Consider the following 21,923-nt stretch of genomic DNA (forward strand, 5'->3'; position numbering starts at 1 on the left):
GGTGCTTCGTACTTCCTGCCTTCTAGAAACACTGGGCCGGTGGCGCCGGCGGGCAGACGCCGGGAGCCACAGTGCAAGGAGCCGGCACGCAGAAGCCGTAGCTGGGCACCAGGAGCTGGACGGAAAGGATGGTCTTAATGACGACGCATACCTGGAAATCACAGGTAACGGTGATGTTACCGACACCTACGGCCGAGACAACGCAGTTGCAGAAAAGCAAGGTGCTCTCGGAGCAATCTACGGTTACTCCTTCAGGAGCGCAGAGGGTGACTACTTTGGTAAAGGTAAAGACACGATTGGCAGTTTCAGTTGGAGCATTGGGGTTGGTCAGGGTTATTGGAACAGAGACGACAATGGTTAAAGTAGCAAAATTGCCGGTAGTTGGTACCCGGTTAATCACGCTGCAGGAAATGGTCCCATTCAGGGCACAGGGAATGGCCTGCCCGACGGTAAAAGTACCGGTGACAAACTCACCAGTGAGACCCGTTGTTACTGTTGTATCCCGGGTACGGCTTTCCACCTGGAAACAACTATCATAAACCTTGTCAACTACAATACACTCGATACGGGTCGGGGGCGGACACCCTTCTGGCGGGCACTGGCCGGGACCAACGACTGCCTGCTTGGCGCTCACTTCTTCAGCCATGTTTAGACCTACCTCCTTGGAACAAAAATTTCTGGTTAATGCCTGGTATATAATATTGACCTCAACGGATAGATGTTACCGGGAAAACATAATTTATTCCTGACAATCAAAATTATATTTTTCCTGCCAGGACAGCATATGCATTAGTTAGGTAGCCCTGGTCCAGGGAGGTGACGGCCATGGTAAATTATTTAGCTACACCAGGTGATAGCTGGCAGTTAGTTTTGCGCCAGGGCATATTACACTATAGTTATACCGCTACCGGTGAGCCCATGGCAGGTTTGAGCGCCTGTACTGCCGTTATTGATCCTGCCGGTCGTTTACATATAGTGGCAACATTGCTTAATAAACGGTTAATTTATGCCCGCTGGCAGGGTCACCGCTGGGAAAGTATGGAGTTGCCGGTAAAGGGTTCCGTCCTGGGCTTTGTCCTCGATTCCCGCAGGCAACCGCACCTCTTATTAGAGGAATCCTACAGACCGGCAATTGTCCACCTCTACCTGGCTGGTAACCGCTGGCAAAGGCAGTTTTTACCTTTTAATCTTACGGCTCCTCCCTTACTATTTAAACCCCTGCTCCGTGGCCGGCTTTTTTTTGCCGGTCATGATGTATCCAGGGGAAGGCAGCTGTTATTTTTAACAATTTTTGATCCTGCCACGGGCTGGCAGGTGCCCCGTCCCCTTACCGGCGTAGAACCTGGTAATAAAATTTATGCTTACTGGTTTCAGGGATATCTTTACCTGTTGTCCTGGCACAGGCAGGAAAAGGACTACTTGCTTTATTTACACATAGTCGACCCGGAAAAAAACACCTCGTTGAGGCTCTGCCCGGGAACAATAGTTGATTTTCCCGATGACCGGCCGGTACTCCTGGCTAAGGAAAAAACCTTACTTTTCCTCTGGACCTCCAGCAACCGCCTGGCCTTTTGCTTCTCCCAGGATGGCGGCAGTACCTGGTCACCACCCCAGAGCGCCTATTTCTTTTTTCCGGCCCGGATTAAAGCCGTCGAGGGGCCAGAGGGCCCCTCGACCGGGCAGGTAGCTTTCACCAAGATTAGTGGCCTGGAGCCGGATTGGCCCCTGGTAATCAATTTTGAGCCCCTTTTTTCTTTATGCAGGGCTGTCTTTGTAAATTCCAGCAGCAGGAATACTCCTTTTAAGCAATGATTTTAGATAATAATAGGCACCACGACACCCAGGAATAAAGGACCAAAGACAAAGGGGAACCTGCGGGCTGCGCCAATTAACAAAACAGGGTCTTTATCCATCTCAGCATCCATCATATGAGGGGCCATCATCATATCCTGGGCCATGGGCCTCATTTCAACAACCCTGAACTCTTCCATTTCCCGGTAGCGAACCATTAAAACGACATGCTCCATACCGAAATGCCTGGGATCAGGAAGCCCCCGGGCAACAACCAGCAATTCCCGTTTTTCTATATCAATCATACCCATACCCATGGCGCCAGGACAATGATGGGTGGGATGCATCATAAAGCAGTGGCGCCGGGGCATTACGGGAGGCATGATGGGAATGCAAATGCGCTGGCCGGGATAAATCAAATTGGGATCGGTAATTTGCGGGTTAGCCGTCAGGATGTGATCCACTGTAGTACCGAACTTGCGGGCAATGCTGCTTAAAGTATCACCGTGCCTGACGATATAGATGAAACCGTCGGGGCAGGGCATGGCGGGCCTGACCGGAACGCAGAGCACCTGTCCAGGATAAATCAGGTTGGGATCCCGTACCTGGGGGTTGGCAGCTATCAAGGCATCCAGGCTGACATTAAATTTCTGGGCAATGGAATACATGGAATCGCCCGGTTGGACGGTATAATGGAAACCACCGGGGCAGGGTACAGGCATTTTTCTGGGGATGCATAGTACCTGGCCGGGATAAATGAGATTGGGATCTTGCACCTGGGGATTGGCAGCAATAAGTTCTTCCAGAGGTACGCCGAAATGGCGGGCAATAAGATACATGGTGTCACCGCTTTTGACGGTATAGTGGAAGCCGTGAGGGCACGGGGGTACCAGGTGCTGGGCTGCCGCCTCGCCCGCGGTTGCTTCCGCTATCTTGCTTTCGTCGCTCATAAGGCCGGTCTCCTTTCCTTGAAGGCATGCTTTGCTAGTATAAGGTATGAAACCAGCCGTTTACTGGTGACTAAAAAAGCGCCCCTACGGGGGCGCTAAATTATGCGGGTGGCTACCGTTTTGGGTAAGCATAATAATTGGTACCTGTACGCCTCCCGGCGCGGGACAGCATCTCCCTTGATATCCGGTTGGCCTGGCGAACAATTTCAGTTTCATCAACCTTCAACAGCCGGCCTTCCCGGACTACGACCTCACCGTTAACAATGGTGGTATCCACCACCTGGCTGTCGCCGCAGGTAATAATAGCCGCTACCGGGTCATGCTGGCCCCCGGCAAACCCCAGTTCCTCAAAGTTAACCAGGATCAGGTCTGCCGCCATTCCCGGCGCCAGATAACCTATATCTTCACGGCCCAGAACCCGGGCACCGCCAGTAGTGGCCAGGCGCAAGACTTCCTCGGCCGTCAGGCCGTCATTACCGTAAGCCAGTTTTTGCAAGAGATAGGCGATGCGCATTTCGTTCCACATATTAGAGGAATCATTGCTGGCGCTGCCATCGACGGCCAGGCCCACCCGCGCCCCGGCAGACAGCAAGTCCTTTACCCGGCAGACACCGGAGGCCAGCTTCATATTGGATACCGGGCAATGGGCAACCCCGCTTTTTGTCTCGCCCAGCAGGGCCACCTCGGCGTCGTTTAAATGTATGGCATGGGCAAACCACACATCGGGTCCCAGCCAGCCCTGCTCAGCCATATACTCCACCGGACGCCGGCCGAATTTCTCTTTGCAGAAGCGTTCTTCATCCCGGGTTTCGGCCAGATGGGTGTGGAGCATGACCCCGTACCGGCGCGCCAGGGCGGCACTATCACGCATCAGTTCGGGGCTTACTGAAAAGGGGGAACAGGGGGCCAGGGCAACCCGGCACATGGCGAAGGGACCAGTCTCATGGTACTGCCGGATCAGGCGCTCGCTGTCAGCCAGTATCTCGTCTTCTGCTTGCACTACCTCATCCGGTGGCAGGCCACCCCGGCTTTTGCCCAAGGACATGCTGCCCCGGGTGGCATGGAAGCGGATCCCCAGTTCCCTTGCCGCCTGGATTTCAATATCAATAAGTTCATTCCCCTGCCCGCGGGGAAAGACGTAGTGATGATCGCCGGAGCAGGTACAGCCTGTCTTCAGCAATTCCCCCAATCCTACCAGAGCTCCCAGGCGAACTGCTTCCGGCGTCAGTTCACGCCAGATCTCGTAAAGGGTCACCAGCCAGGGGAAAAGGGGCAGATCCTGGGTGGCCGGGATATTGCGGGTCAGGGTCTGGTAGAGGTGGTGATGGGTATTGATCAGCCCGGGCAAGACAACTTTACCTTGGGCATTAATAATTTCGTCGCCCTCGCCGGCGGGCAGATTGCAGCCGATGGCCTTAATTGCCGACCCCTCGATTAAAACATCAGCCCGCCGGTAACGGCGGCCCTCGCTATCCATAGTTATTATCCAGTCGGCGTTTTTAATCAGCAGGGCCAAACCCGGATGCCCCCATTCCCTCTCCCCGGCGTGCCGCCAGTTCCCCGGCAATACGGATGCCGGAACTGGTCCCGATGCGGTTGGCCCCGGCACGGACCATGGCCAGGGCCGTCTCCAGATCGCGAATGCCTCCGGAAGCCTTTACGCCCACGTCCTTTCCCACCGTCCGGCGTAGCAGCCGCACGTCATTTGCCGTCGCTCCCCCACCGGCGAAGCCGGTGGAAGTCTTGACAAAATCGGCCCCGTATTTTACGGCGATTAAAGCTGCCAGGATTTTTTCTACATCATCCAGGAGAGCGGTCTCCAGGATAACCTTCAGTATCCTTTCCTGTCCTATGCCTTCCTTTACGGCCTGGATTTCTTCCCCGACCGCCCGCAGGTTGCGTTCTTTAAGGGCACCCAGGTTTAATACCATATCGACCTCGGCAGCGCCCCTGGCCGCGGCCTCGACAGCTTCTGTGACCTTTACCAGTTTAGAAGCGCTGCCATGGGGAAAGCCGATTACGGTACAGACCTTTATCCCCCGGCCGCGCAGGCATCTTGCGGCCAGTTCCACCCGGCAGGGTGGCACACAAACGCTGTGGAAATTGTGCTCTATGGCTTCCCGGCAAAGCTGTTCAATGACTGCCCCCGTGGTCTCCGGTTTTAAAGCCGTATGATCTATTAACTGCCGCACATCCCCTTCTTGCTGGTCGAAGTCGACGGTGGAGACCGGCCCGGCCGGGTATGGCTCCCAGTTGCCTTCTGGCAAATTTTGCTTAAGTTCTTTCAGGGCCAGCGCATACAACGCGCGAAAATCTGCCTGCACCATTAACACCTTCTTCCCACTCTAAGCCTGCGCCTGGCGTTGCCTTTCATAAGCGTAGATGGCCTCCAAGACCACCTTGATTTCCTTTTCCCAACCTTCAACCAGCCGCGTATTCTCCGTTTCATAGATGACCTCACCCGTGACCAAGTTCCCGGAAACGGCACAGATGCTGGCTGCCTTGCAACGGCGCAGGTAAGCCACCGTAAAGATGGCTGAGCTTTCCATCTCCACATTGATTACGCCCAGGCGGGACAATTTTTCAATCCATTCCGGGGTTTCGCCGTAAAAACTGTCGTCGGAGGCGCAGATGCCTACGTGGAGGCCAAAATCCAGCTCGGTCTGCAGCCGGCGCGCTGTGGCAATGAGCGTGCTGGTAAATTCAATATCCGGAACGGCCGGAAAAACGTCTGGCACATAAAAGCGCGAAGTGCCTTCATTCTTCATGGAACCGCAGGAGATGAGCAGGTCCCCAAGGGCGATGCCGGGTTGCAGGGCGGCAGAACTACCAATACGGATGAATACTTCCGCCCCGATATTAGCCAGTTCTTCTACTGCGATTGCCGCCGAAGGACAACCTATACCCGTGGAAGTAACACTTACCTTTATACCTTTGTAGTATCCGGTAAAAGTCCGGTACTCACGGTTATGGGCCATTAGCTGCGGTTCTTCTAAATATTTAGCCACCCGGTCGCTCCGGGCCGGGTCGCCCGGCAAAAGAACGTATTTACCTACATCGCCCGGTTTTAGTCGCAGATGGTACTGGATTTTTCCCAGGGTGACTTCTCCTTTATTGATAGGGCCCATTAGTTACTCCTCCTTAAAATCCTATAGCCAGGTTCAATGACGGCCGGCGATATAAATTTTGCCGGTATGTGCCGGACCGCGGGCGCGCCTGGAAACAAAGGCCAGGACCAGCAGGGTGGCCAGGTAAGGTATGGCCTCTACCAGCTGGGCCGGCACCTGCCATCCCTGGGCGTTAATTTGCCAGGCCATAACGTAGCCGAAAAACAGGGAAGCAAGGAGTGAGCCGAATGGTGTCCAGCGCCCGAAAATCATGGCCGCCAGGGCGATGAAACCGCGGCCGGCAGTCATGTTCTTGGTAAAGACGTTGAGCATACCCACCGACAGAAAGGCACCGGCCAGGCCGGCCAGGGCGCATCCAAGGATCACGCCCCCGTACATATATTTGACTACCGGTACACCCAGGGACTGGGCGGCGTAGGGATTTTCACCGACGGCACGCAGGCGCAAACCCATCTTGGTATGGTATAAAAACAAATGGGAAATAATCACCAGCACCAGGCCGGCCAGGGTTAAATAGCTCATATTTTGCAGCAGGGGGCCGAGAAGGGGTATATGCGCCATACCGGTTCCAAGCACCCCTATTTTGGGGCACGAAGGTGACTGGCCTTTGTTGCCAAAGAAAAGCTGCAACAAAAAGACAGTAGTGCTGCTTGCCAAAATATTTATGGCCACGCCGCTAACGACATGATCGGTTTTCAGGCCCACACAAATAAAAGCGTGCAGGACGCCAAGGAGGGCGCCGGCCAGCACTGCCGCCAGGACTCCCAGGAGGGCAGACTGGCTATAATAAGAAACGACGGCTGCCGTGAAAGCGCCGGCCAGCATGATCCCATCAAGGCCGACATTCACCACCCCGACCCGCTCGCAAAATAGGCCGCCCAGGGCGCCGATAAAGAGGGGGGTGGCTATAAGCAGCGTAATTTGAATGATACTCGCCGATATAAGAAGGCTCACTGGTCGCTCCTTCCTCCCCTCCTGGCCGGGCCGCTGAGCCAGTATTTAATAAAAGCCTGGGCCGCTACGAAGACAATAATAACGGCTTGCAGCATCATGCCCAGTTCACGGGGTACGTTTACCTGCAAAGACATGCTCGAACTCCCGCTTTCCAGGGCACCAAAGAGGATGGCCGCCGGAATTATGCCCAGGGGATGGTTCTGGCCCAGAAGGGCTACGGCTATAGCCGTAAAACCATAACCCGGCGAAAAAGCATGGATGAATCTTTCATATACACCGAGAATACGTTCTGCACCCATAAGGCCGCCGATGGCACCGCTGGCTAGCATGGCGCCAAAGATTACCTGCCGGCTCCGGATCCCGGCATACCTGGCCGCCGGCAGGCTTAAACCGGTTACCCGCAGGTTATAGCCCCAGGGGGTGTAAAAAAGGAAAATCCACAGGACCAATGCTATGACCAGGGCCAGCAAGAAACCGGCATTGAGCCTGGATGGCGGCAGTAAACAGGGCAAGATGGCCGCCGGTTTTATTTTAAAAGTCTGGGCCACTACCCCGGGTTCGTGAAAAACGTGCACCGTAAGGTAGCCGGTAGCCGCGTAGGCCACATAGTTTAGCATAATGGTCGAGATAACTTCGTGGACGCCGGATTTTACCTTGAGCCAGCCCGGTATCAGGGACCATACCAGCCCGGCCAACATGGCTCCCAAAAGGGCCAGCGACAGGTGCAAAACCGCGGGCAGGTGAGGGATAGAAAAGCCAATTATAGCTGCCACCATACCCCCCATATACATCTGGCCTTCAATGCCGATATTAAAAAGCCCGGCTTTAGCCGCAATTAAAAAGGCCAGCGCCCCCAGGATATATGGCGTCGCACGCTGCAGGGTATCTGCCCAGGCTGCGACGCTGCCAAAGGCCCCCTTTACCATGGCAGCATAAGCCGCCACGGGATTTTCTCCGATGGCCAGGATGATCAGCGCCCCTACCAGTAGGGCGGCTGCAACGGCCAGTAAAGAAGGAAGTACCTGCAGCCATAGTCCCGGCCTGCTCTTAGTCAACCAGTTCACCTCCCCTGCTACCGGCGGGAAGGCCGGCCATCATGAGGCCAATTTCTTCCCGGCTAAACTGTCCTGGCTCCCCAACGGCCATAAACCGGCCCCGGTGGATGATGCCAATACGGTCCGCGAGGGAAAGAACTTCTTCCAGCTCATTGGACACCAGCAGAATACCCGCCCCCTGCCGGCGCCGTTCCAGCAGGACCTGGTAGATGAATTCAATGGCCCCAATGTCTACCCCGCGGGTCGGCTGTACAGCAATGATCAGGCGGGGAGAAGAGTGGAGCTCGCGGCCAATGATGAGCTTCTGCTGGTTACCCCCGGATAGATGGGTAATAGGGGCTTCCAGGTCCGGTATTTTGACGCCGAAATTTTCTACTACCTGGTGGGCCCGGGTTTTAATTTTTTGCCGGGATAAAAAAAGGCCCTGCTTTACCGGGTAGGCGTGTTGAAAACCGAGGATGGCATTTTCCCAGACGCTAAACTCACGTACCAGGCCTTCCTTCAAGCGGTCGCCGGGGATGCAGCATAAACCCTTATTTCGCAGCAGGGACGTAGGATAATTGGTCACTCTTTCCCCTAAAAATTTAATCTCGCCCGCAGTCACAGGCCGCAGTCCTAAAATCCCCTCTACCAGGGCGTCCTGCCCGTTACCGGCTACGCCGATAACCCCGAAAATCTCGCCGGCTCTTATAGTGAAGGAAATATCCTGGATGCTTTGATCCCCGTTAACGCTGCCCACCCTGAGACCTGTTATTTCCAGGACGGGATGACCCGGCCGGCCTTTTTCCTTCTCTACTTCCAGCTTTACTTCCCGGCCCACCATGGCCCGGGCCAGCTGTTTTTCGTTTACCTGTTCCACCGGCCAGGAGCCGGCTGTTTTCCCATCACGAATTACCGTTACTTCGTCTGCCACGGCCATTACTTCGGCCAGTTTATGGGTGATGAAAATTACCGTCCGGCCATCCCGTTTAAAGTCCCGCAAGATGGTGAACAGGCGCTCTGTTTCCTGGGGTGTCAGCACCGCTGTAGGCTCATCCAGGATGATTAACCGGGCCCCGCGGTAAAGGACTTTTATAATTTCCAGGCGCTGTTGTAATCCTACCGGCAGGTCGCTTACCGTGGCGTCAAGATCTATTTCTAACCCGTAGCGGGCGCAGAGTTCCTGCAACCTTTTTTTGCTGTCCCCGTAAGCCAATCCAATCCCTTTACCGGGTTCGGCTCCCAGGATGATATTTTCCAGGGCGGTCAAGGACTCTGCCAGCATAAAGTGCTGGTGGACCATACCGATACCCCTGGCCAGGGCTTCCTGGGGGGAGGCGACGTGCAGCCGCTCCCCCCAGAGATAAATCTCGCCTGCGTCCGGCTGGTGAAGGCCAAAGAGGCACTTGACCAGGGTGGTCTTACCGGCGCCGTTCTCGCCTACCAGGGCGTGGATGGTTCCTGTTTTTACCATCAAGTCTATCCCGTCATTGGCCTTAACATGGCCGAAATACTTCTTCAGGCCCCTGATCACCAGGCTGTACTCGCCCATGGCCTTCCACCACCCGGTTGCGTAAGGTATTCTATTTCTGCGTTTCCAGGACGTCGATTACTTTGATAGAACCGTCGATAATCCCTTTTTTCAGCTCATCGAGCTTCTTAATCTTTTCCGCGCCAATAAGGTCCCTGGTATACTTCATTTCACTCACGCCGATGCCGTCGTTCGCCACGCCAAAAACATTGACACCGCCACTAAAGCTGCCATCCACAACCTTTTTGATGGTGTTATATACGGCTACATCCACCCTCTTCATCATTGAAGTCAGGATCAGGCCCTCGGCCATATAATCCTGGTCGGAATTGCAGCCAATGGCGTATTTTTTAGCTTCTTTGGCAGCTTCGAACAAGCCGGCCCCGGAACCGCCGGCAGCATGATAAATAATATCGACACCCTGGTTGTACATGGCAAGGGCAATGCTTTTGGCTTTGGCCGGGTCATTAAAGGCGCTGAAGTCGGAGCCGATAGGCTGGACTATCACCTGGACCTTCGGGTTTACGTACTTCGCACCCTGTTCATAGGCCCTGGTAAACCTGTTCAAGAAGGGGATATCCATAGCCGGTATGGCGCCGATTTTGTTAGTTTTCGTCATCATCCCGGCCAGGGCACCCACCAGGAAGGAACCTTCATGCTCTTTAAAAACCAGGGAAGCCACATTGGGTTTATCTACAGTGGCATCGACAATAGCGAATTTGGTATTGGGGAATTCCGCCGCCACTTTATCCATAGGATCTTTCATGTCAAAACCCACGCCGATAACCAGGTCGTTGCCCGCTTTGGCCAGGTCCCTTAACAGGCCTTCCGTCGAGGCCAGGTCGGGGGGTTCGACTACTTTTAACTGGATAGAAAGATCCTTTTCTGCTTTCTTTGCTCCTTCATAGGCCAGGTCGTTGAAAGATTTGTCACCCAGGCCTGCCACGCCGGTGAGCAGGCCCACCTTCACTTTTTTTGCCTGGCCGGCCTGCTCCTGGGCCGGTGCGGCACCCTGCCCCGGCGCCTCTTTTTTACTTTGTCCGCAGGCCGCCAGGGTAAATAGGATGAGGACCACCGTTAAAATGCTTAAGATACGAGTGATGCGTTTCATTTCCTTTTTCTACCTCCTTAGTAATTTCCGTCATCTAACAGCTTTTCTAAAAGTCGCATCCTGTTTCGCGCCTTTCCCACCTCCACTTTTTGCTAGCATGGCAGGCCAAATTAAGTCATATAAGACACTATACGACATAAGGTAAATCTAACGAAATGATCAAGATAGTATTCGGTATTGTACATGACCGGCCTGCCCTCCAGGTCGTACTCTACAGCATCCAGCCGCAAGAGGGGTGCTCCCTCTTTGACATGCAAACATCGGGACAGCTTCACGTCCGCCACTGTCGGTATAATTTCAATGACGTCGTGGGTCAGGTGGCACTGGCAACGAGTTTCGATGAAGGGGAAAATGGCCTGTGACAGGTCGGCGGTACTGAAGTCAAGGTCGCAAAATAGTTTTTTAGGTACGCGGTCGATGCAAAAGGCCGCCGGGTTCCCATCCGCCAGGAACCGCTTTTCTACAACCAGAATTTCCTCGCCTTCACTTATAGCCAGCTTTTCGGCTTCCCGGGCCGTCGCTGCCTGCCACCAGTACTTGACGCTATCTACGCCTACGGCATAACCGTTTTCCGCGATAAACTTGCCGATTTCCCTGGCCGAATCAATACGGCTGGTCAGGCGGCGGGCGAAACGGTTGACAATTGTTCCCCGCCCCTGGATGCGCGCTATAACTCCTTCCCGCTCCAGTACCGTAAGGGCCTCCCGCACCGTTAAGCGGCTGATCCCCAGGCGGAGCGCCAGTTCCTCTTCCGAGGGCAGGCGCAGGTCTTCCTCGACTTCCGGTGAAGTGATCATTTCGCGGATGATTTCTAATGCTTCCTGGACCGCCGTGGATTTTTTCACGCGGCGCCCATGTTGCCAGCCGGCCATAGGTTAACTCCTCAGAGGATTTTATAATAAGATGATTCTCCAGCCAGGCTAAAAATCCTGCCGCCCGAAATAAATTTTTTTAATTGAAAAAGCCGGGGGCACCCCCGGCCTTTTCCGGCCTTTTTGAGAAAAACGACTTACCCGGTCAATTTCAGCTTGGATAGCAGGTTGGCCAAAGCCACAGCTACTTCGGCACGGGTGGCAGCCTGGTCGGGCCGGAAGGTGCCGTCCGGGTAGCCGCTCATAATCCCGGCTGCCATGACCTGGCGAATAGCCGCCTCCGCCCAGTGACCGCGGATATCGCGGGGCTCACGGGGCGCGTCCGGCTGCAGGCCCAGGTAGGCGGCCAGGCCGCGAAAAATGGCCCGGGCCAGGGCTTGCTGTACTGCGGGCGTGGCCAGTTGAGCCGCCGTGTCCGGGTTGCTGATAAAACCCATTTCCACCAGGACTGCAGGAGCAGCGGTTTCCCGCAGGATATAGAAATTCGCCTGGCGGACACCCCCGTCAGGCCAGCCGGTGGCCGCCACCACTTCGGCCTGGATCAAGCGGGCGAGCTTTTCAGCCTGGCCTCCGGGTGCCAGGATAAAGGTGCTGGCGTAGTTGGGCTCCGGTGTACCGGCGCTGTTGACGTGCAGGCTGATGACGAGGTCTACCTGTTCCCGGTTGAAGAGAGCCGCCCTGTCTGCCAGGGAAACGTCCTGGTCGCCTGTCCGGGACATCACCACTGCCACACCTGCCTCCTGGAGCAACTGCTGCAAAACCAGGCCCACGGCCAGGGTAACGGCCTTTTCCTGGAGGCCGCTGGCGGCAACGGCCCCGGGGTCACTGCCGCCATGACCGGGATCAATGCCAATTTTGGACATCAAAACCACCCCCGTTCTTAAGATATGCTTTAACGTGATCTTAAGCTCCGGGGGTGAAACCTGACCAGCAACGTAAATTGCTAATTACGCGCCTCCGGATCCTGTTGCCGTCTATTTACCGGCTTCAAGGTACCGGGTTTCGTCATAGCGGCCGGGGTCAAGATACTTTCCAGTTCGTCCTGCGTCAAAAAACCTTTTTCTAACAGGATTTCTCTAATCGAGCGGTCGGAAGCTTCTGCTTCCAGTACCACCTCGGTGGCTTTTTCGTAACCGAGATAGGGCAGCAAAGCCGTCACCAGGACGGGACTCTGCTCCAGCACTTCCCGGCAGCGCCCGGCGTTGGCTGTTATACCGCTGATACATTCCGTGCGGAAAATCCGGGCCGCTGCCGCCAGCATTTCCAGGGATTCCAGCAGGGCGTGGGCGATGAGGGGCGCAAAGGCATTGAGCTCCAGGTGGCCCTGGCTGGCAGCCATGGCGATTACCATATCGTTGGCCATGACCTGCATAGCCACCTGGTTGACCATTTCCGGGATCACCGGGTTCACCTTGCCGGGCATGATGGAAGAGCCGGCCTGCCGGGGAGGCAGGTTGATTTCCGCCGGCCCGCCCCTGGGACCGGCAGAAAGGAAACGCAGGTCGCCGGCAATTTTATGCATGGTTACGGCGGCGGCCTTCATAAGACCGGAAACTTCCACAAAGACATCCATGTTCTGGGTGCCATCGATCATGTTTTCCGCCCGGGCCAGGCCCAGCCCCGTCAGGCGCCTTAAATAATCATTGACCAGGTAAATGTATTTCAGGGGGGCGTTGAGGCCGGTGCCGGTGGCTGTGCCGCCCAGGTTCACCTGGCGCAGGCGCTCCTCGACCTTGTACAGCCGCCAGCGGTCCCGGGCTACGGCCTGGGCATAGGCACCGAATTCCTGTCCCAGGGTTACCGGAACGGCATCCTGGAATTCAGTACGGCCGATTTTAAGTATCCCGGCAAAGGCAGCCTCCTTTTCCTGGAGGGCCTCCTGGAGCCTGGCCAGTTCCTCGGCCAGGGGTAGTAAAAGGCGGATGGCCGCTATCCGCATGGCGGTAGGGTAGACATCGTTGGTGGACTGGTGCAGGTTGACGTGGTCGTTGGGGTGGATGGTGGTATAATCACCCCTTGGAAGTCCCAGGATTTCCAGGGCGCGGTTGGCGATTACTTCATTAACGTTCATATTGGTCGAAGTACCGGCCCCGCCCTGGAAGGCGTCGAGGAAGAACTGTCCGGCCAGTTCCCCCCGGGCTACTTCCTGGCAGGCGGCGATAATGGCTTCTCCCTTTTCCCGGGGCAGGTAGCCCAGGTCGAGGTTGGCCCGGGCGGCCGCTTCCTTGACGGTGGCCAGGGCTTTAATGAGCTCCGGGTGGACTTGATGCCGGCTGACGCGGAAATTCTCCGCCGCCCTCAAGGTGTGGAGGCCGTAATAAGCATCGGCTGGCACTTCCCTGGTCCCCAGGAGATCATGTTCCTGGCGGGTAGACATAGCGTTCCCTTCCTCTGGACTCTGGACTCTATCAGAACTCTATCAGACTCTATTGTAGCAAAATGCGCACGGCCGGCAAATACGGGCAACTAAAAAGCGATTGGCTAAAAAAATGCCAGTCGCCCTGGAAGTACAGGCCAGCGTTCATTAGCAAGTACCTATTGCCGGCTACACCAACATGGGGCCCAGGATTATTTCTGGACGTAGATATGGGCATCCAGGGGCAGGGCCAGGCCGGCGGCTACTTCCACGGCCTTGACCATACCCGGCAGCACGGGACAGGCGGCGTGGGGGCAGTGCTGGAAAAATAGCTCCCGCAGGCGGCTGTTGCCCTTAAAGCTAATCTCGTCCAGGGGATTTATGGTATCCAGGGCGGCAGCAATCTTCTGGATGTTGGGACAGGTAGTATTGATGGTCAGGTTACAGGAAAACATATCCGGTGCTTCAGCCAGAATTTCGGTAGTAAAACCACAGATGCCGGATGCTACAGTTACTTTAGCCATGGGGGAACTCCTTTCTACTGGAAAAATAAATTTTGCTACCCGGCCGCTCGGACCAGATCGCTCGCTTTAAACAGATGCCAATCCACTATCTTATCCTTCTTCTACCGGTGACTCTTTAATGGTGCGTAAGTGTTCTGTCCTGCCTGTCAAATACTCGAGAAAGATAGCTGCCGTAGCCAGGTTCGTGGCCGCCGGTACATTGTGGACGTCACAAATGCGCAGGAGGGCGCTGATATCCGGCTCATGGGGCTGGGGCGTCAGGGGATCCCGCAGGAAAATTACCAGGTCCAGGCGTTTTTTGGCCACCAGGGAACCCATTTGCTGGTCTCCCCCCAGGGGACCGGACATGAGCCGGTGTACCTTCAGCCCGGTACGTTCCATAATCCTGGTACCTGTGGTCCCGGTGGCTACCAGGCGGTGGCGGGCAAAGATATGTTTATGCTGGTCAACAAAATTGACCAGGTCATCTTTCATGCGGTCGTGGGCTATGAGAGCGATGCGCATTAATATCCCCCGTTTTAACGCTCTTTTCTGGGTACGTGTATACCCAGCCATGCCAGCAAGACACACCCCTCCATGAAAATAGAGCTATTTTCGGGCTAAATATAGTTAAATCTATTCGCTAAAAATCTCTTTTCTCCTTTTGCTATATATAAATTTTGCCTGGTATTTCTACTGGCGAAGCTGCCGCCATAGTTCCGGCGGGCAAAGGAGCTTCAAGGGTACTTCAGCATAACTCAGGCAACCGGCGAAAGGGGTCGGCGGCCAATCATGACGATGCACTCCTGGCGGTACAGCCAGCTGCAAAGAAAGCCAGTAACGCACCAGTTCATCTTCCCCGCGGTTGACAATGGTTTCCCGTAAAATCCTGGCCCGCCGGGTGAGGGGGCAGCAAAAATAGGTGCGGCAGATGAGAGGACGGTATTTGTAGAGGCGGCAACGACGCCGGTACGGTTCTAAAAAAATACAGTAACCTTCGGCGTCAGTCCGCAAAGTAATATCTACCGCCCGCCCCTTCACGTGGACCTGGCAGTACTCCTCCAGCATTTCCGGCAGGGAAAACCTTTTACCAGTAAGTTCCTCCAGACCCTGTTGCAATACCTGCAGGTCAATGCTGGTCAGGGGCAGGCGCCCGCCGCAGCAGTGATCGCACCCCGGGCAAGGGCCGTTGGTATAGGGCCGGTATAGGAGGGCCGGGTCCAGTCCTTCTACGGCGGTAATATAATCAGCAACGCTGGCCTCAGGAGATACAATCCGGAGGTCATAACCCCGCCTGCCGTTGACCTGCCAGTAACGCACCTGGACGGGGTTCTGTCCTTGCCTTGCGAGCAATTGACAACCTCCTGCCAATTATATTTTACTCTTCTTCCCGCCATTCCATCAGGGCCAGGGGGAAGGGCTCCAGGGCCCGTTCCAGGACGCCGTGGATAAAGGCCAGGAGGACGCCGTAATTAACTATTGGTACGCCGGCTTCTTTGGCCAGCTGGATGCGGTAGAGCATTTCCCGGCGGTTGATCATGCAGGCGCCGCAGTGAATTATCACCTTGTAACTAGCCACATCTTCCGGGTAGCCAGTGCCGGAATACCAGGAAAACTGTAACTCACCACCCACGTACTGGCGCAGCCAGCGGGGTATCTGCACTTTACCGATGTCATCAGCCTGGCGGTGGTGGGTACAGGCCTCAGCAATGAGAACCCTGTCCCCCGGCTGCAAATTTTTAACGGCCTTGGCGCCCCGTACCAGCTCCACCAAGTCGCCTTTATAGCGGGCAAATAAAATGGAAAAGGAAGTCATCCAGACGCCGGGCGGCGTGTCGGCCGCCACCTTCAAGAAAGCCTGGGAATCGGTAATAACAATCTTGGGGGGCGGGATCTTCGCCAGGGCCAGCTTCAGTTCCCGCTCTTTTACCACCAGGCCCATGGCATCGTGATCCAGCAAGTCCCGCAGTGTCTGTACCTGGGGCAGGATCAGGCGCCCTTTCGGTGCCGCCAGGTCGATGGGTACCACCAGGACGGCCATTTCTCCGGGCCCCACCAGGTCGGCAACAATATAAGGCTCCTCAAAGTCGGTAGGAGCAGCTTTAATCAGCTCCCCCTTCAATTCTTCGATCCCCTGGCGAGTCAGGGCGCTAACCGGCAGGACCCGCTGTCCCAGGGTTTTTTCCAGGTCCGGCAATAGTTCCCGGCCGCCCCGGTCGATTTTATTTAAAACTATCACCAGGGGCAGGTTTTGTTCCTTTAGTCGCTGCCAGAGTTCCAGTTCGTAAGGTCCAACCCCGGCTGCCGGGTCCAGGACCAGGATGGCCAGGTCAGTGCGCCGCAGGACTTCCATGGTCTTTTTGACCCTTAAAGCGCCCAGTTCGCCCACGTCGTCAATTCCGGCCGTGTCGATGAGCACGACGGGACCCAGGGGTAAAATTTCCATGGATTTAAGGACCGGGTCGGTAGTCGTGCCAGGAACGCTGGAGACTACGGCCAGTTCCTGGTTGGTCAAGGCGTTGATTAAACTGGACTTGCCGGCATTGCGGCGGCCAAAGATAGCAATATGCAGGCGGTTACCCCGCGGTGTTGTTTCCAAAGCCACCTCACCTCGCAGTAAAGCAAAAACAAGCTGCGCTCTAAAGAAATTATGTATTCTTTCAGGCGCCGGCCGGGGAATTTTGCCAGAAAAAAACGGGAGTTTATCTCCCGTAGCTTACCACCCTTTAACTGGCCTGTTTGGCGGCCTTCTCTTTATTGGCACTGCTGTCGCCGTCATCTATTCTGGCCGCTTCCTTGATTTCTTCAGTTACGGAATTAGTAGCATTCTTAAACTCCCTGATGCCCTTACCCAGGGCGCGGCCCACCTCGGGTAGCTTGCCGGGGCCAAAAATAATCAACGCCAGGACTAAAATCAAAATTAATTCAGGGGCTCCCAAACCGAACATGCTTCTCACCTCCTGCTTATTTTAATTTTACACCTTTCCCGCAAAAGTTTAAATACCTTCTTCCCTGGCTTTTTCTTCTCTACGACGGCGTACCAGGAAGGATATCCAGATGCTTGCTTCATAAAGTACCACCATAGGCAGGGCCATCAAGGTCTGGGAAACTATATCCGGAGTTGGTGTTACAATGGCAGCCACGATAAAGATGAGCAAGATGGCATATTTACGGTTTTTAGCCAAAAATTTAGGAGTAACCAAACCCAAATAGGTCAGAAGCATAATTACTAAAGGCAGCTGGAAGACGGCCCCGAAAGGTAATACAAACATGGTCAGGAAACTAAAGTATTTCGATATGGTAATCAGTGGCGTAAAGCCTTCGCTGGCAGTTACCAGTAAAAAGCGGAGGGCCGCCGGGAAAACCACCAGGTAACCGAAGACTATTCCCGCCGCAAAGAGCACTATCGAGGCCGGCATCAACATATAAACCAGGCGCCGTTCATGGCTGTGCAGGGCCGGCAGGATAAAGCTCCAGACCTCCCAGAGGATCACCGGTAGAGCCAGGAAGATAGCTGCCACGAAACAAATTTTTATCGTGGTAAAGAAGGCCTCCCACGGGGTGATAAAGACAGGGTTGATGCCTACGGCCTTAATGGGCCGCATGATTAAAACCAGCAACTGGTCCCGGAAGCCAAAATAAACAGCGATAGTTGCGATCACCAGAGCGATAATACATACCAGCAGTACCCGTCGCAAAGCTTCCAGGTGCTCCGTCAGGGTCATAGACTTATCTTCCATCGCTCCACCTCCGTACATGAGATGTAAAAGATAGGAAGTGGGCCAGGGTAGAACCTTCTAACCCGTTGCTTGATTGGTTTAATTATAATGCAACTATCATAGCCAGGCAACCTTCATTTCTTAATACCTACGTGGACGGCGACAATACCACCTGTCAGTTCGTAATAGCGCGCTCCCTCCAGGCCCAGGTCGCGGAAGTACTGCAATATTACTTCCTGGTGGGGATAGCCCTTAAGGGAGCGGGGCAGGTAGCTGTAGGGGCCATCCATTCCCACTCCCAGGCGTCCTATGAAAGGCACCAGGTGATCAAAGTACAGGTAATAAAGCTGCTGAAAAAGGGGCCGGGTGGGTTTGGCTAACTCCAGGGAAACCACCCGTCCTCCCGGCCGTACCACCCGCTTCATTTCCGCCAGGCCCCGCTTGATATCAGGGAGGTTGCGCAGGCCAAAGGCAATGGTAGCGCAGTCAAAGGTATTATCTGGGAAGGGGAGGTCCAGGGCATTGCCTTCTACCAGTTGCACCAGGTGGCCGGAGGGACTGGCTGCCAGGCGCCGCCGGGCCACCGCAAGCATGGCCGGGGCAAAATCCAGTCCAACTACCTGCCCGCCAGGGGCAACGGCCCGGGCCAGTTCTAAAGAGAGCATACCAGTACCACAACAGACATCCAAAGCCCTCTTCCCGGGTGCAAGGCCTGTCCGGGCTACAGTGAAGCGGCGCCACCCCCGGTCACAGTTAAAACTGAGAATCGTATTTAACAGGTCATAACGGGGAGCAATGTGGTTAAAAATGCCCCTTACATATTCCTCTTTAGTCACAGGGCCATCACCCGTTTGACAGGCAACTCATCGTTTAGTTGTATGACCAGTTGACCAAGGAGTTCCCTTACCGTTCCGGGAGCAAGTCTTTCTACGGCCTGGCTGGCTTTAAGGGTTACTGCCTGGCCATTCCACAACTTGCCTAAAAGTAAGCCTATCTCCTGCCAGGCCTGGGTTAGCCTGGCTTCGGTCTGGCCTAACTGGCTGCCCAGGCAAGTTGCCGCGGCAGCCAGGTATTCGCGGGTACGGAGCCTTTCAGGGGAAGAGACTTTTTCTTGTTGCCGGGCAGCCTCCAGGTGAATCCGGCAAATCAACTGGGAAAGGGGCGCCAGAAATTGCAGGTTACCATCGCGGCACAAGAGATCAAAAAAACGGGTGTAGAAATAATCTCCCACCAGGGTTTCCAGGGCTATCTCGTGCTTAACATTGTTATGAATCAATGAGGCCAGGAAAATAAATTGAAATACGGCAGCCAGAGAAAGGGCCCTGGGGCCGAAGTAACCCTGTGTATGGGCGCTCAAAAGAACTAGAGCAGGCAGAAAATCTTGATCAAAATGGTTCAAAACAGGCCACGTAAGCCCCGGTAACGGCCGGCCTTGCATGAGGCTTTCCTTTATCAAGCGCTGGCGCACCATTTCCAGCTCAGGTTGTAATAATTTAAACAGGGCGGTCAACATCCAGCCCTCCTATAAATGAAAATGCATATTCCTTTTGATATTCTATTCTTAAAAGCATATTCCTGCTGGTTATTTATCGCAAAAACGCCACAGGCCCTGCAAGTTTTCTCCCTGCAAGGCCTGTCAGCTCCTACCTTTGCTACTACCTTTACTTGTAGGTAATAAAATAAATATCCCTCCTACAGATTTACCGCTGCCGCCCGAGGAGATTCCATGACGCCCCGTTCAATTTCGGTGGCGTGGACTTCGCCTGCCCGGAATTGCTCGGTTAAGTACCTGCAGGCATCCCAGGGATTTACCCTTTCACCACAGGTAAAAACATCTACGGCAGCATACCCTAACTCCGGCCACGTGTGGATTGCCAGGTGCGATTCGGAGATGACCACCACGCCGCTGACACCCTGAGGGCTGAATTTATGGAAGCAGACTTCCCGGATTTCAGCACCGGCTTCTAGAGCGGCTTTGACCATGATTTCTTCGACCTTTTTGATGTCGTTTAATATCTCGAAGCTACATCCATAAACCTCAGCTAAAACATGACGGCCCAATGCGCGCAATTATCATTCCTCCTCCAGGATAAAAGTGGGGCATGACCTCAATCAAATCCAATTGTAACCTCACTCCCCCTTATTGTCAACTAAAAATCGCAGGAGATGTCGGATAAAGTTGAGGGCTTGTCTTGACTGGGGATAACAAAGCATTCTTGAAGGCAAATTCCAACTCAGAAGCGGCCTGGTACCAAACCATGCCGCTTCTCAGTCTTTTAGCCATCCAATTCCAGTAAATCGTCTTCCCCTCAATGTGAGGAAATCCCCGGGTTTAACTGTACTTAACTAACCGGAACGAACATCGCCGTACCATCTCCGTACCCACTCCGTTATATGAACGTATAAGCCATAAAGTTACATTTAACTGTTCCGCTTATTTACGGGCCACGTCGTGGCCGCCGAACTCATGGCGCAGGGCGGCGATCACCTTGGTGGCAAAGCTCTCCTCCTGCTCGGAGCGGTAGCGCATCAGCAGGGCTGTCGTGATTACCGGCGCCGGTACCTTCAGCCGTAGGGCTTCCTCCACTGTCCAGAGGCCCTCACCGGAGGAATAAGCGATATCTTTTATGTTTTCCAGGGTAGCGTCTTTGCTAAGGGCACTTTCCATGAGGTCCATAAGCCAGCCGCGGATAACGGAACCATGGCGCCAGACCCCGGCCACCGCCTTCAGATCCAGTTTGAAAGGCCCTTTAGCCAGGACTTCCATCCCCTCGCCGATGGCCTGCATCATGCCGTATTCGATGCCGTTGTGGACCATTTTAACATAGTGGCCGCTGCCGGGCGGTCCGGTGTGCAGGTAGCCCCCGGGAACGGTTATATCCTTAAACAAAGGCTCCAGGTAAGCAAAGAGCTCATCCCCGGCCCCAACCATACAGCAGGCGCCGTAGCGGGCCCCCTCCATACCGCCGCTGGTACCGGAATCGGCGAAGCGGATTCCCTTTTCTTTTAAAAATTGATAGCGGCGTAAAGTATCCCGGTAATGAGAATTTCCCCCGTCGACGATAATATCGCCGGGAGCAAGCAGGGGTAATAGCTGTTCTATAACTTCATCAACGGTTTTACCTGCCGGGATCATGAGCCAGATAAGGCGGGGAAGTCCCAGTTGCCCCACCAGTTCTTCCAGGCTGTAGGCCCCTTTAACCCCCCGGGCAGCAGCCTTATCCACTGTCGACCTCGTGCGGGCGTACCCTATCACTTCGTGGCCATGATCCAGCATATTGAGGGCCAGGTTGAGGCCCATTTTACCCAGGCCGATTAAACCGATTTGCAAATTAATATTCCTCCTCTGCACAGGATACGATTATTATATTTTGTATTGTCGACCCTATAAATATAGTAACGATTCTGGTGCAAGAACCCAAAATTAAAGGGCGCGTCCCAAGTACGCAAGAGCTTTTTGAAAGTAAAAATGTTATTTTATGGACATAATGATCTCCTTAAAAGTATTAGTGGGACCATTATCGCTTCCTTTTTACCTGGTTTTTGCATCAAGCAGGGACACTTAATAAATTCCAGGGAAAGGAGGATGTTGACCGGCTTGTTGGGGCTACCGTTATCCGGGCAATAAAGAGGAGCGATTTTCTTTTCGTCTATCTTGCAAAACACGTGCTCATAGTAGATAGGAGCCCAGCTTTTCTTTAGTTGAGCCGTTGTCCTGGGGTGCATTAAGGTGGTGGTATTAAATAATTCCGTTTGCAAATGCGATTTATTCTCCTTGAACACGACCCGGCCTCCTGGAACAAAACGTGGTTATTATTGCTTCATGTACCTTGCTATATCTTTATGATTCGCTGCGGTGGAAAATATTCCTTCTGTATCGTAGCATTTTAGGGACGTTTTTTAGGTGGTTTTGCACTGAATTCAATATTTTATTTTTGACCCAACTTTGACACCGCCCCTTAAAAATCAAGGGG

General features: G+C 54.4%; 23 protein-coding genes and 1 pseudogene. 1 reads left to right on the forward strand and 23 read right to left on the reverse strand.

Translation table 11 applies throughout. The features are described 5' to 3' along the window. Positions 1-22: 22 nt before the first annotated feature. Positions 23-646 carry a hypothetical protein gene (locus MGLY_RS15165; RefSeq protein WP_156275209.1) on the reverse strand — a complete coding sequence of 208 codons (624 nt, stop codon included), beginning with the start codon at positions 644-646 and terminating at the stop codon, positions 23-25. A gap of 179 nt (positions 647-825) precedes the next feature. Here MGLY_RS15165 and MGLY_RS15170 point away from each other — a divergent pair, with 179 nt between their 5' ends. Then, positions 826-1,812, forward strand: a complete 987-nt coding sequence (locus MGLY_RS15170) for a hypothetical protein (RefSeq protein WP_156275212.1) — start codon at positions 826-828, stop codon at positions 1,810-1,812. A 2-nt stretch (positions 1,813-1,814) separates the two neighbouring features. Here the strand turns inward: MGLY_RS15170 and safA are convergent, their stop codons facing one another. From safA to MGLY_RS15280, 22 genes and pseudogenes are all read right to left on the reverse strand, one after another. Then, a complete protein-coding gene (gene safA / locus MGLY_RS15175) occupies positions 1,815-2,741 on the reverse strand; it encodes a SafA/ExsA family spore coat assembly protein (RefSeq protein WP_156275214.1) in 927 nt (308 codons plus the stop codon). Between the two features lie 112 nt (positions 2,742-2,853). After that, positions 2,854-4,257 (reverse strand): 8-oxoguanine deaminase, encoded by a 1,404-nt coding sequence (locus tag MGLY_RS15180; RefSeq protein ID WP_211661927.1) that lies wholly within the window; start codon positions 4,255-4,257, stop codon positions 2,854-2,856. Further along, the gene (deoC, locus tag MGLY_RS15185) at positions 4,241-5,068 is read right to left on the reverse strand and encodes a deoxyribose-phosphate aldolase (protein WP_156276524.1); all 828 of its coding nucleotides are present in this window, start codon (positions 5,066-5,068) and stop codon (positions 4,241-4,243) included. The genes MGLY_RS15180 and deoC overlap by 17 nt, the downstream gene beginning before the upstream one ends. An 18-nt stretch (positions 5,069-5,086) precedes the next feature. Next, complete coding sequence (locus MGLY_RS15190) at positions 5,087-5,869, reverse strand: nucleoside phosphorylase (RefSeq protein ID WP_156275216.1); 783 nt, start codon at positions 5,867-5,869, stop codon at positions 5,087-5,089. 33 nt (positions 5,870-5,902) lie between these two features. Beyond that, positions 5,903-6,823, reverse strand: a complete 921-nt coding sequence (locus MGLY_RS15195; RefSeq protein ID WP_156275218.1) for an ABC transporter permease — start codon at positions 6,821-6,823, stop codon at positions 5,903-5,905. Beyond that, complete coding sequence (locus MGLY_RS15200) at positions 6,820-7,878, reverse strand: ABC transporter permease (protein WP_156275220.1); 1,059 nt, start codon at positions 7,876-7,878, stop codon at positions 6,820-6,822. The genes MGLY_RS15195 and MGLY_RS15200 overlap by 4 nt, the downstream gene beginning before the upstream one ends. Continuing rightward, positions 7,871-9,409 carry an ABC transporter ATP-binding protein gene (locus MGLY_RS15205; RefSeq protein WP_156275224.1) on the reverse strand — a complete coding sequence of 513 codons (1,539 nt, stop codon included), beginning with the start codon at positions 9,407-9,409 and terminating at the stop codon, positions 7,871-7,873. Before MGLY_RS15205 ends, MGLY_RS15200 begins: the two co-directional genes overlap by 8 nt. Before the next feature lie 31 nt (positions 9,410-9,440). Then, complete coding sequence (locus MGLY_RS15210) at positions 9,441-10,499, reverse strand: BMP family ABC transporter substrate-binding protein (RefSeq protein WP_211661929.1); 1,059 nt, start codon at positions 10,497-10,499, stop codon at positions 9,441-9,443. Between the two features lie 110 nt (positions 10,500-10,609). Continuing rightward, positions 10,610-11,371 carry a GntR family transcriptional regulator gene (locus tag MGLY_RS15215; RefSeq protein WP_156275226.1) on the reverse strand — a complete coding sequence of 254 codons (762 nt, stop codon included), beginning with the start codon at positions 11,369-11,371 and terminating at the stop codon, positions 10,610-10,612. Between the two features lie 137 nt (positions 11,372-11,508). Continuing rightward, positions 11,509-12,234 (reverse strand): N-acetylmuramoyl-L-alanine amidase, encoded by a 726-nt coding sequence (locus tag MGLY_RS18335; RefSeq protein ID WP_156275228.1) that lies wholly within the window; start codon positions 12,232-12,234, stop codon positions 11,509-11,511. 80 nt (positions 12,235-12,314) lie between these two features. Beyond that, positions 12,315-13,748 (reverse strand): aspartate ammonia-lyase, encoded by a 1,434-nt coding sequence (locus MGLY_RS15225; RefSeq protein WP_156275234.1) that lies wholly within the window; start codon positions 13,746-13,748, stop codon positions 12,315-12,317. 191 nt (positions 13,749-13,939) lie between these two features. Beyond that, the gene (locus MGLY_RS15230; RefSeq protein ID WP_156275236.1) at positions 13,940-14,251 is read right to left on the reverse strand and encodes a DUF6951 family protein; all 312 of its coding nucleotides are present in this window, start codon (positions 14,249-14,251) and stop codon (positions 13,940-13,942) included. 90 nt (positions 14,252-14,341) lie between these two features. After that, positions 14,342-14,755 (reverse strand): methylglyoxal synthase, encoded by a 414-nt coding sequence (locus MGLY_RS15235; RefSeq protein WP_156275238.1) that lies wholly within the window; start codon positions 14,753-14,755, stop codon positions 14,342-14,344. Between the two features lie 168 nt (positions 14,756-14,923). Continuing rightward, a complete protein-coding gene (locus tag MGLY_RS15240) occupies positions 14,924-15,583 on the reverse strand; it encodes a YkgJ family cysteine cluster protein (RefSeq protein ID WP_156275240.1) in 660 nt (219 codons plus the stop codon). Positions 15,584-15,608: 25 nt separating this feature from the next. Then, entirely contained in the window at positions 15,609-16,829 is a 1,221-nt protein-coding gene (gene hydF, locus MGLY_RS15245) for a [FeFe] hydrogenase H-cluster maturation GTPase HydF (protein WP_156276528.1), read from the reverse strand. Between the two features lie 127 nt (positions 16,830-16,956). Continuing rightward, positions 16,957-17,178, reverse strand: coding sequence for a Sec-independent protein translocase subunit TatA/TatB (locus MGLY_RS15250; RefSeq protein WP_156275243.1), 222 nt, complete (start codon positions 17,176-17,178; stop codon positions 16,957-16,959). 48 nt (positions 17,179-17,226) lie between these two features. Beyond that, a complete protein-coding gene (gene tatC / locus MGLY_RS15255) occupies positions 17,227-17,970 on the reverse strand; it encodes a twin-arginine translocase subunit TatC (protein ID WP_156275245.1) in 744 nt (247 codons plus the stop codon). A gap of 113 nt (positions 17,971-18,083) precedes the next feature. Further along, positions 18,084-18,785 (reverse strand): bifunctional demethylmenaquinone methyltransferase/2-methoxy-6-polyprenyl-1,4-benzoquinol methylase UbiE, encoded by a 702-nt coding sequence (ubiE, locus tag MGLY_RS15260; protein ID WP_156275247.1) that lies wholly within the window; start codon positions 18,783-18,785, stop codon positions 18,084-18,086. Next, the gene (locus MGLY_RS15265; protein ID WP_211661930.1) at positions 18,782-19,462 is read right to left on the reverse strand and encodes a polyprenyl synthetase family protein; all 681 of its coding nucleotides are present in this window, start codon (positions 19,460-19,462) and stop codon (positions 18,782-18,784) included. Before MGLY_RS15265 ends, ubiE begins: the two co-directional genes overlap by 4 nt. A 179-nt stretch (positions 19,463-19,641) precedes the next feature. Further along, complete coding sequence (speD, locus tag MGLY_RS15270) at positions 19,642-20,019, reverse strand: adenosylmethionine decarboxylase (RefSeq protein WP_156275250.1); 378 nt, start codon at positions 20,017-20,019, stop codon at positions 19,642-19,644. 364 nt (positions 20,020-20,383) lie between these two features. Further along, complete coding sequence (gene gnd, locus MGLY_RS15275; protein WP_156275253.1) at positions 20,384-21,280, reverse strand: phosphogluconate dehydrogenase (NAD(+)-dependent, decarboxylating); 897 nt, start codon at positions 21,278-21,280, stop codon at positions 20,384-20,386. A gap of 230 nt (positions 21,281-21,510) precedes the next feature. After that, positions 21,511-21,732 (reverse strand): annotated as a pseudogene (locus tag MGLY_RS15280) (transposase); the annotation flags it as partial. Positions 21,733-21,923: the final 191 nt, after the last annotated feature.

Source organism: Moorella glycerini, from assembly GCF_009735625.1.
Classification (GTDB): domain Bacteria; phylum Bacillota; class DSM-521; order Neomoorellales; family Neomoorellaceae; genus Neomoorella; species Neomoorella glycerini.

Bases quoted from the DNA above. Each gene is read 5' to 3' on its own strand.
- MGLY_RS15165 (WP_156275209.1), bottom strand. From the start codon at position 646: ATGGCTGAAGAAGTGAGCGCCAAGCAGGCAGTCGTTGGTCCCGGCCAG.
- MGLY_RS15170 (WP_156275212.1), top strand. From the start codon at position 826: ATGGTAAATTATTTAGCTACACCAGGTGATAGCTGGCAGTTAGTTTTG.
- safA (WP_156275214.1), bottom strand. From the start codon at position 2,741: ATGAGCGACGAAAGCAAGATAGCGGAAGCAACCGCGGGCGAGGCGGCA.
- deoC (WP_156276524.1), bottom strand. From the start codon at position 5,068: ATGGTGCAGGCAGATTTTCGCGCGTTGTATGCGCTGGCCCTGAAAGAA.
- MGLY_RS15190 (WP_156275216.1), bottom strand. From the start codon at position 5,869: ATGGGCCCTATCAATAAAGGAGAAGTCACCCTGGGAAAAATCCAGTAC.
- MGLY_RS15205 (WP_156275224.1), bottom strand. From the start codon at position 9,409: ATGGGCGAGTACAGCCTGGTGATCAGGGGCCTGAAGAAGTATTTCGGC.
- MGLY_RS15210 (WP_211661929.1), bottom strand. From the start codon at position 10,499: ATGAAACGCATCACTCGTATCTTAAGCATTTTAACGGTGGTCCTCATC.
- MGLY_RS15215 (WP_156275226.1), bottom strand. From the start codon at position 11,371: ATGGCCGGCTGGCAACATGGGCGCCGCGTGAAAAAATCCACGGCGGTC.
- MGLY_RS18335 (WP_156275228.1), bottom strand. From the start codon at position 12,234: ATGTCCAAAATTGGCATTGATCCCGGTCATGGCGGCAGTGACCCCGGG.
- MGLY_RS15225 (WP_156275234.1), bottom strand. From the start codon at position 13,748: ATGTCTACCCGCCAGGAACATGATCTCCTGGGGACCAGGGAAGTGCCA.
- MGLY_RS15230 (WP_156275236.1), bottom strand. From the start codon at position 14,251: ATGGCTAAAGTAACTGTAGCATCCGGCATCTGTGGTTTTACTACCGAA.
- MGLY_RS15235 (WP_156275238.1), bottom strand. From the start codon at position 14,755: ATGCGCATCGCTCTCATAGCCCACGACCGCATGAAAGATGACCTGGTC.
- MGLY_RS15250 (WP_156275243.1), bottom strand. From the start codon at position 17,178: ATGTTCGGTTTGGGAGCCCCTGAATTAATTTTGATTTTAGTCCTGGCG.
- tatC (WP_156275245.1), bottom strand. From the start codon at position 17,970: ATGGAAGATAAGTCTATGACCCTGACGGAGCACCTGGAAGCTTTGCGA.
- MGLY_RS15265 (WP_211661930.1), bottom strand. From the start codon at position 19,462: ATGTTGACCGCCCTGTTTAAATTATTACAACCTGAGCTGGAAATGGTG.